General features: G+C 53.5%; 7 protein-coding genes. All 7 read right to left on the bottom strand.

The window, feature by feature from the left end; translation table 11 throughout:
• Positions 1–1,184: 1,184 nt before the first annotated feature.
• Entirely contained in the window at positions 1,185–1,805 is a 621-nt protein-coding gene (locus tag FYC48_RS22300) for a hypothetical protein (protein WP_149499010.1), read from the bottom strand.
• 217 nt (positions 1,806–2,022) lie between these two features.
• Positions 2,023–2,166: a hypothetical protein gene (locus FYC48_RS27945; protein ID WP_160149709.1), complete on the bottom strand. Its 144-nt coding sequence runs from the start codon at positions 2,164–2,166 to the stop codon at positions 2,023–2,025.
• Positions 2,167–4,690: 2,524 nt separating this feature from the next.
• On the bottom strand, positions 4,691–4,834 hold the full coding sequence (locus FYC48_RS27940; protein ID WP_160149708.1) for a hypothetical protein: 144 nt from the start codon (positions 4,832–4,834) through the stop codon (positions 4,691–4,693).
• 255 nt (positions 4,835–5,089) lie between these two features.
• Complete coding sequence (locus FYC48_RS22295; RefSeq protein WP_149499009.1) at positions 5,090–5,689, bottom strand: hypothetical protein; 600 nt, start codon at positions 5,687–5,689, stop codon at positions 5,090–5,092.
• Between the two features lie 104 nt (positions 5,690–5,793).
• The gene (locus FYC48_RS22290) at positions 5,794–6,936 is read right to left on the bottom strand and encodes a hypothetical protein (protein WP_149499008.1); all 1,143 of its coding nucleotides are present in this window, start codon (positions 6,934–6,936) and stop codon (positions 5,794–5,796) included.
• A 1,168-nt stretch (positions 6,937–8,104) separates the two neighbouring features.
• Positions 8,105–8,626: a hypothetical protein gene (locus FYC48_RS22285; RefSeq protein ID WP_160149707.1), complete on the bottom strand. Its 522-nt coding sequence runs from the start codon at positions 8,624–8,626 to the stop codon at positions 8,105–8,107.
• A gap of 34 nt (positions 8,627–8,660) precedes the next feature.
• The gene (locus tag FYC48_RS22280; RefSeq protein ID WP_149499006.1) at positions 8,661–9,002 is read right to left on the bottom strand and encodes a hypothetical protein; all 342 of its coding nucleotides are present in this window, start codon (positions 9,000–9,002) and stop codon (positions 8,661–8,663) included.
• Positions 9,003–9,192: the final 190 nt, after the last annotated feature.

Raw genomic sequence — 9,192 nt, 5'->3', positions numbered from 1 at the left:
CGGTGGGCCGACTACAGTCACCCTATCCGGCTTGTGCGTCGTTCCAAACTCAAAGCTAGAAGAACCGACCAGCGCGACCAAGCACGACGAACGTTGGTGATAACGGGGTCGCGGCCAAACATCCTGAACTCAGGAAACAGCAGCGCCCGCGACTCCCGTTCATCACTTGGTTCGTCGATTTACGGTTGTCGCCATCATGAAGTTGGACGGACGTGACCTATTGTAGCCATCGTTGAGTGACTTGGGGCGATCCATCAGTCTGGAGCAGGACCAGGATAGTGTGTGCAAACCGTGGTGCCGGAGTCAATCGACAGCCGATCGCTGGGCTGGTATCCAGTGTTGGGGCAAATCGAAGACTCCACCGCAACGAAGCAATGGGCGTATAGGATCACGAACCGACGTTGGCGAATGTTGGGTATTGGAAACGTTTACCAAACCGTGACATCAGATGCGATCAATAGGAAACAGAAGTCGCGTCAACAAGCAATGGGCCCAAGTCCAGCCACAACGACAGGCGTCGGATCTGATCCGCTGTCAAAGGTGAATGAACCAACGAACGTGACTTAGCACGACGAACGTTTTGTGGTCACCGCGTCGGCGCGAGTGACGTAAACACAAATGCAAACCCAACTCGCCGACTGCGGTGCACCACTTTGTTCGTCAGGCTACGATTGCCGCCGGCTAGAAGTTGGACGGTCGTAATTTATTGTAGCAATCCTTGCATGGTGATGGGCGTCAATGTCAAGCGGGATTCCGATATCAAACCGTGATCACCAATGCGATCAACAGGCGACAGAGGTTCCGTGGCCAATGGATGGGCCGGTACGTGAATCAATACGGTAAGCCAGGAGTGACAACCGAACCGCGACATCAGGTGCGATCAATAGGCGACTGATGTTCCTCTGCCAAGCAATGGGCATCTACGCGAGTCATCCGGCATGACGGATGCGATTCGCGTTGCAAATCACCAAGCTATCATCCGATAAGAGACGATGATCTATCAAACCGTGACATCAAGAGCGATCACCAGGAAACAGAGGTCGCGTCACGAAGCAATGGGCCCAGTACCAGCCACAACGCAGGCGTCGGATCTGATCCGCACTCGAAGATGAATGAACCAACGAACGTGAAGTAGCAAGACGAACGGTGCGGATCACCCGGTCGGCGCGAGAAATCTTCCATTGTCAAAACGCCCGACTCGCCGACTCGGGTGCATCCGATGGTTCCGCCATTCTGGATACCATTACACGCCATGAGCGGCGAAGCGCGTAAATCATCACGAGGCTGAACAGCATCATACCGCATGCGGCGATTGAAATGGGCGAGCTGACGTATTGAGTAATGCCGGAAATGAATCCGTCCGAGAATGCTTCCAGACCTGAGAGCAGCATGAGACAACACATGCACCCCTGAGCTACGGCAACGGCTGACAACGGAAAGAAGACCAGCATTGCCAGCACTCTTCCGAATGTTGACGCGATGTTCCAGCGATCAGCAAATCGGAAAGCCAAAATCCAAGCAAGGATTGCAAACAGATTTGCCAAGACCGGCATGAGAACAGAGAGTGTCGGGAAGAATCGGTATTCGCCGCGGATCAATTGAAAAAGTGCGTTTGCGATAGCGAGGTAAACGAAGAGACAAGCAATGTCCCGGAGCGAAAACCGCATCTGATTGGGGCAGTGCTTGTGCAGACGCCCTGGGTGTTTTCCGCAGACCAACCGCGGCCCCCACAGCGGAGTGAACAACATCAGCGAACCCATAATGGTCACCGAAGCGATGAATTCGATGCCGTCCTTGAGTGTCAACGATTGATTTCCGTGAAATCAGTAGGTGTCAGTGGCGGAACGGCTAGGATCACCGGGCAACGGCGATCGAGTAGAAACTAAAACCCAAAGGCGCCCGACTCCGTTGCTCCGTGTGCATCCGATTGTTCGCGAGCCCGGGCGTGACGACAGTATGAAGCATCGTCGCTGCTCGCCAGTGTACCCGATTGGAAGCATGAGAGGAAATTCGGCATCCCCGTCAGGCGTCGGTTGTCCACATCCGCTTGTGTGTGAAATCAAGTGAATCGAAGAACAACCTCGCATCCAATACGAACAATTGCTCCGTGACACCCAAAGCCAATCCCAGGAAACAGAGGTCACGTGACATAGCGATTGGCGACATTGGAGTGTAGCGTGCCAAGCGCCGCTCCCATCAGGCGTTGGTTAGTCGCCATCTGTCAAACCGTCTGCGATCTGAAGCAACATCGACAGGCGATGAGCTTCTTCTGAGCACGGAACAAAACCATCGATCATCGAAGAACCGTTAGCGATTCTAGAGATCGCAGAGAAACAGTGGGCCACACCACCGGGCGTCGGATGGCATTGCGAACGGTGGTGATAACGGGGTCGCGGCCAAACATCCTGAACTCAGGAAACAGCAGCGCCCGCGACTCCCGTTCATCACATGGTTCGTCAGGCTACGTTTGCCGCCGGCTGGAAGTTGGACGGTCGTAATTCATTGTAGCAATCGCTTGAATGACATGGGGCGTCAACATCAGCCAGGATTACGATGCCAAACCGTGACCACCAATTCGATCAACAGGCGACAAAGGTTCCGTTACCAATGGATGGACGGGTACGTGAATCAATGCGATGAGGCAGGAGCGACAACAAAACCGCGACATCAGGTGCGATCAATAGGCGACTGATGTTCCTCTGCCAAGCAATGGGCCACTACGCGAGTCTTCCGGCACGACGAAAGTGACTTGCGCTGCGGATCACCAAGCCACCATCCGGTTGGAGAAGATGATCTATCAAACCGTGACATCAAGAGCGATCACCAGGAAACAGAGGTCGCGTCATAATGCGATGGGCCCGATTTCAGTCGCGACGACAGGCGTCGGATTTGATCCGCACTCGAAGATGAATGAACCAACGAACGTGATGTAGCACGACGAACGTTGGCGATCACGCGGTCGCCGCGAGTGATCATCCACTTCAATAAACACAACTCGGCGACTCGTCGTGCATCCGATTGTTATCCCACAGATTCACTATGTCGTGGTCGGCGAAGGCGCTGGATGAGTTCACGAAGAAGCACTCGATCTTCAGGCATGTAGTACCGGTAGTGTGCCATGACTTCTTTTCCAGTTGAATCATGTACGGAGAAAACACCGAGCCACTCGCTGACGAATTCCGGATCGACGTCGTTCATGTCGATGGATGCCGGTTGGGAGCTAAAGATCAAGGTTGGGCCAGAAAGCGTTGGTCCATGCACATTGACATCAAAATTCCGGATGTCGACCACGCAGGCCCAGAAAGCCGCGCGAATCACAACGATAAACACCGCCCATCCATACGGAATCTGAGCCCACCGCGTAAGGCAATAAACTGCGATCCCAATAGAGAGACTGCTTGCGGCAGTAGTGATGAAAAATCGCCAGCGACTAGCCGCGAACGTCAATCGTGTCAGATCAGGTGAAATCAAAATAGCAGGTTGGGATAACGATTGTGGTCACCGCGTCGGCGCGAGTGACGTAAACACAAATGTAAACCCAACTCGCCGACTGCGGTGCACCACTTTGTTCGTCAGGCTACGTTTGCCGCCGGCTGGAAGTTGGACGGGCCAGAACCATTGTAGCAATCGCTGCGTGGTGATGGGCCTTATTGTCAAGTGGGATTACGATGGTAAACCGTGACTACGATTGCGATCAACAAGCGACAGAGGTTTCGTCGTCATTGGATGGGCCGGTACGTGAGTCTATGCGATGGGACAGGCGCGACGACCAAACCGCAACATCAGGTGCGATCGATAGGCGACTGATGTTCCGTTGCCAATTAATGGGCCCCTACGTGAGTCTTCCGGTACGGCGAAAGTAACTTGCGTTGCGAATCACCAAGCCATCATCCGATTGGAGACGATGATCTATCAACCCGTGACATCAAGAGCGATCAACAGGAAACAGAGGTCGCGTCACGAAGTGATGGGCCGTTTCCAGTCACAACGACAGGCGTCGATTTTGATCCGGCCTCGAAGGTGAATGAACCAACCAACGTGAAGTAGCACGACGAACGCTGGCGATCACCCGGCCGCGGCGGACGATCAACCACTTCAACAACAACATCTCCGCGGCTCGGTGTGCATCGCATTGTTCCACGTTGCTTACGATCGGCGACAGTCGGAACCATCGCCGCTGAAAGACAGTCTATCAAGCCAAAACCGCCAAGGGAAATCTCCAGTCGTCACACCGGCAGTATCGGTCGGATCAATCGATTTGGCAGCCTTTGAAACCATGACATCAAATGCGAATCCCGGGAAACAGAGGTCCGACGAAATCAGGTGGGCCAACCGTCATCAAATTTACCACCAGCCGAGTCGCAGTCAGGCCAGTCAATCATTCACGAATCAGAACCACGACATCAAATGCGAATCAACAGGAAACGGAGGTCCCGTGAAATCAATTGGGCCAACGAGCGTTGAGATCACGAACATCATCGACAGGCGTCGGTCACGAGCATGACCCGAGTGGAACGGCTAGGATCACCGGGCAACGGCGATCAAGTAAAAACTAAAACCCAAAGGTCCCCGACTCCGTTGCTCCGTGTGCATCCGATTGTTCGCGAGCCCGCGCAACGACAGCACGAAGCACCGTCGCCATTTGCCAGTGTAACCGATTGAATACCTGAAGTGACATCCGGCGTTCCAGTCAGGCGTCGGTTGTCCGCATCCGCTTGTGCGTCAAATCAAGTGAATCGAAGAACAACCTCGCATCCAATACGATCAACTGCCCCGCGATATTCGAAGCGAATCCCAGGAAACAGAGGTCACGTGACATAGCGATTGGCGACATTGGAGTGTAGCGTGCCAAGCGCCGCTCCCATCAGGCGTTGGTTAGTCGCCATCTGTCAAACCGTCTGCGATCTGAAGCAACATCGACAGGCGATGAGCTTCTTCTGAGCACGGAACAAAACCATCGATCATCGAAGAACCGTTAGCGATTCTAGAGATCGCAGAGAAACAGTGGGCCACACCACCGGGCGTCGGATGGCATCGCGAACGATACGGATCACGTGGCCGCCGCGAATGCCTTACCACTTCAAGAAACTCAATTCGGCGGCTCACGTGCATCCGCTGGTTCCCCATCCGCTCGGAACGCAAGGCGACGAAGTGGTTGGTCATTTTGCTCGTCAAAGAAGCTGGCACCGTCGGGAGATGCCAGAAACGCTCCAAGTTGATCCGACGCCTCAAGCCTGACATTAAAGTGGTCGTTCTTTCGGCGTACAACCTGACCGCCCAATGTCCCAGAGAGTACCGCCTCGCGAAAAGCGTCTGGGTTGCACGCCCTTCCGTAGATGCGGCCATCTTGAATATCGGAGAGCCAAACGAAAACCAGTCGATCCTCCTTGTGAGTGTCCGGCGGGATGAACAAGAACGTTCGGTTTTGAACTGTTCGAATCGACACAGGAACGCTTTGTGTTTCAAAGGCGTCTGTTTTGGAGTTCCATTTCGTGAAGCCAACGACGAGGTCGCTCTTCGCAGCAACTTCGACGAAGTAGACGTTCCCCTGCTTGTCAGCCCATGTTCCGCGAAAAGACTCGAGCGTTCGATCGGGCAGCGGATCGCCGAACGGCGCGTCAACGAAAACGTTGTCGCATCCGAGTGTGCTGATGAGGAGCAAAACAATTAGAGAGGAGACAACACGCATGTAATCAAATTGGGGAACGTCACCGTTCACCGGGCCGCGGCAAACGATGTTGATCGCACCAAACCGCGCTGCCCGCGGCTCCGTGTGCAACGGATTGTTATGGGCTATTTGGGTAGTTTAACGGTGAGCCCTGGCAAGTACGTGACGACAGGGTTGTCGTCGCCAGCAACCTCAACGCCAGAGTCTACTATTGCCTTGACGTGTTCTCGCAATTCGCGTCGTGCAGAATCAAACCGATCCATTATCGTGTATACATCGGACGTATCGACAATTATTGTTCGTCCCTGCGATACGTCGAAAGGAATCCGATCCCCCTTGCGGATCACTTGAACTGTAGGACGCTTGGTCATGTGCCGAACACCGAGTTCGTAGAAAGCATTTGGATTGCTGAAAGAGAGGTCGGCAATGCAAAGCCGCGATTTAACGAGGTGTTCAAATACCTGTTGGCTGATTAATCCGGATTTCTCAATCTTGTCTGCACGTACGGCCTTAAGGCCAAGCTCCGTGACAACCGGTTCGATCAAGTGCGTTAACATCATGTCCGAATGTTTTCGAGCGTCGCTTCCGTCTTCGCCGATGGGCGTAATGTAAAAACAGATTTTAGACCAATCGCCGTCTGCCTCTCCTTCATCAATGTCTTCCGGATCCTCTAGCTTGTCCGCAGTATCATCATCATCGATCGTAGGAATACCACCGATGTTCAGATGAAGTGTGCCGTCTGCGGTCTCGTTCAAGATGCCGACGAAGCGGCCGTTGTCGACGATCAAGCGAATCGTCTCATCCACTCGGTCTCGGGGAACATTGAATTTGCTCTCCAAGACATTGGGGAAGTGTTGCTCCGATGGCAGAGAATGCCCATCGTAGTCAGTGTAAAACTGACTCAGCAGTGTGGGCGTTCGTATCGCCTTGATTTGAGCTTCGCGATCTTCACCTTCAAATGTCGGTGCGACAATCTTGCGGCCGGTCTCAGAAAGAAGAAACTGATCCTCTTCCTTAGTAATCAATCCATAGGCTTGAGCAGCCGACAGGAGGTAATGGGTGTTCGGCGATGTCTCGCCAATTTCAAGGGTGCCACAGATGTCCTTTCGCGACGCGGATATTCCCGCGTACGTCGAATGAAGGACTTCAGGTATCCGCATCGCCTGTTCCAGCGTCCGTCGCGGTAAAGCGTCACCAGAAACTGTGGACTTACGAGTGCGTGTTCGCTTTTGAGAGTCAGCCTTTTTCTTAGTGGTCTTCTTTGCCATCGGAGTTCCAGTTGCAATTCATGTTGTCGCGTCGATGAATGGCCATAACGGTGACGATCACGTGGTCGCCGCGGTTGACGAACCACTCCAACAACCTCAACGCGGCGACTCACGTGCATCGATTGGTTCGTCGGTTTACGGTTGCCGCCAGCGTGGTGTTGGACGGTCGTGATTCATTGTAGCGATGGTTGAATGCCGTGGGGCAATCCATCAGTCTGGGTCGGGAACAGCATAGTGTGTGCAAACCGAAGTACCGAAGTCGGCGGTTGACCGATCGTCAGGCCGTTATCGATTGTTGGGGCCAATCGAAGACTCCACCGCAACGAAGCAATGGGTGTATCGGATCACGAATCGACGTTGGCGATTGTTGGGTGTTAGAAACGTTTATCAAACCGCGACTTCAAGAGCGATCACCAGGAAACAGAGGTCGCGTCAAAACCCGATGGGCCGACTGCAGTCACCATATCCGGCTTGTGCGTTGATCCGAATTCAAAGTTCGAAGAACCAACGAACGTGACCAAGCACGACGAACGGTAACGATCACGTGGTCGCCGCGAACGTCTGACCACTTCAATAAACTCAACTCGGCGGCTCACGTGCATCGTCTGGTTCCGCGATGTCAGACGTCGGTCGAAAACGTCGAGTCCCGCTAGCAACCACTCCCGCAACTATCGATAGACCGAGGATTTCGGCCAGGACGATTAGATGCGGGTATTGTGTGCCCAAGAAGCCGAAGAAACCAAACGTCACGGTCGGCGGAATCGTCACTGCCGCAACAGAAATTGCGAACTGCCGTCGACGAACAAACGGATCGTGCGGCCACTTCGCAGATATCTGGCGATAAATAAGTCCACCAATCACCCAGCCTGCGACTGCGATTACGAGCCCCCACAGATTCTGTCGTTGCATTAGAGGGAGAGCAACCAAGAATCCGCAAAGACCTCCGAGAGCAATGACAACCGATGGCCCGTTACCAATTCGTGCCGGCCCCGTGGGACCGACCGGAACAAGATCCGCAAGGTCCGTCGCTGTTGCTGGGGAATATGGATTGACTGCCATTGCGAATTTGTAGTTAGCGGAACGTCGGCCGTCACCGAGGACGGGCCAAGAATTTAACCACTTCAAAACCGTCGACTCCCGTCCTTCGGTGCACGGCATGGTTATCGCTTCAATCAGTGTAGGGTGTGAATGGAGCTAAATCGACGATGGCGTCCCATAGCCGGCAGTATTTCTCTGCTTTCTTCCTGTCCGCGTCGGTCCCCAGCATTGCGATTGCGTGAGCACCATACGCGTCGATGACATTTGTCTTGCCGTGCATGCGAACCACAAGCCGCGTAGTCTGTTGGTCAGTCATTGCGATCGAGGGAAAATCGGAAAACGTCAGCATGAAATCATCGTGAACGATTCGTTTCAAATTCTCGAGCTGCTTGGCTGGTACATGTTGACGCAACGTAGCAATGTGCCCCTCAAATGTTGGAGGTTGCGAGATCAATACGGTCTGAGTCAACAAGCCATGCTTGTGAATCGTCACGGTCCAAGTCGATAGATCGGAAGCGAATGCTGGGATGAGCATCGCCGCACCAAAAAGGTCGCCGTCTTGAAGCGTCAATTCTGGTAGCGACGGTCGATTCATACTTAGATTGCGATAACGGTAGAAATCACGGGGGACGGGCGAAAGACTTTCAAGCATAGGAACAAACGCAACTCCCGTCCTCCCGTGCATTTCATGGTTCCCCGCTCTTGTCGTGCTGGATTCGGTCTTTGTTGTCAAGCATTTCAAGTTGACGACGAGCGTAGTAATAGGTGTGAAGCGTCAAGTATAGCGGCTGGTAGTCGATGGGATGCAGTCGCAGGTCAGTAAGGACCACACGCAGACCGTACCGTCGATGGAGCAAGGCATATCCGAGTCCACGCTCGATGTGTTCCAGGGCAGATTCGAGGTATGACTTAGTCTCGTCGTGATAGTGTGGTTCATTCAGGAAGCTCGGGATATCGCAGGCAACGCTGAGGTCAATTAGCGGTCCACCATCGGTCGTGACCGTGCAATCAGCAGTGAAGCATGCCATGTATTCATGGACACCGGTGTTGAGGTGTTTTTCGTCAACGTGGAGTCGAAAACTTTTGATGTTGGATCACCGTTGCGAGAAATGCAATCAGTCGGGGAACGATTGTGGTCACCGCGTCGGCGCGAGTGATGTAAACACAAATGTAAACCCAACTCGCCGACTGCGGTGCACCACTTTGTTCGTCAGGCTA

It is taken from the genome of Roseiconus lacunae, assembly GCF_008312935.1.
GTDB lineage: Bacteria > Planctomycetota > Planctomycetia > Pirellulales > Pirellulaceae > Stieleria > Stieleria lacunae.
Note: the sequence above shows the minus strand (reverse complement) of the source record. Positions and strands in the feature narration are given on the sequence as shown.

Bases quoted from the DNA above. Each gene is read 5' to 3' on its own strand.
- FYC48_RS27945 (WP_160149709.1), bottom strand. From the start codon at position 2,166: ATGTCGCCAATCGCTATGTCACGTGACCTCTGTTTCCTGGGATTGGCT.
- FYC48_RS27940 (WP_160149708.1), bottom strand. From the start codon at position 4,834: ATGTCGCCAATCGCTATGTCACGTGACCTCTGTTTCCTGGGATTCGCT.
- FYC48_RS22295 (WP_149499009.1), bottom strand. From the start codon at position 5,689: ATGCGTGTTGTCTCCTCTCTAATTGTTTTGCTCCTCATCAGCACACTC.
- FYC48_RS22290 (WP_149499008.1), bottom strand. From the start codon at position 6,936: ATGGCAAAGAAGACCACTAAGAAAAAGGCTGACTCTCAAAAGCGAACA.
- FYC48_RS22285 (WP_160149707.1), bottom strand. From the start codon at position 8,626: ATGCTTGAAAGTCTTTCGCCCGTCCCCCGTGATTTCTACCGTTATCGC.
- FYC48_RS22280 (WP_149499006.1), bottom strand. From the start codon at position 9,002: ATGGCATGCTTCACTGCTGATTGCACGGTCACGACCGATGGTGGACCG.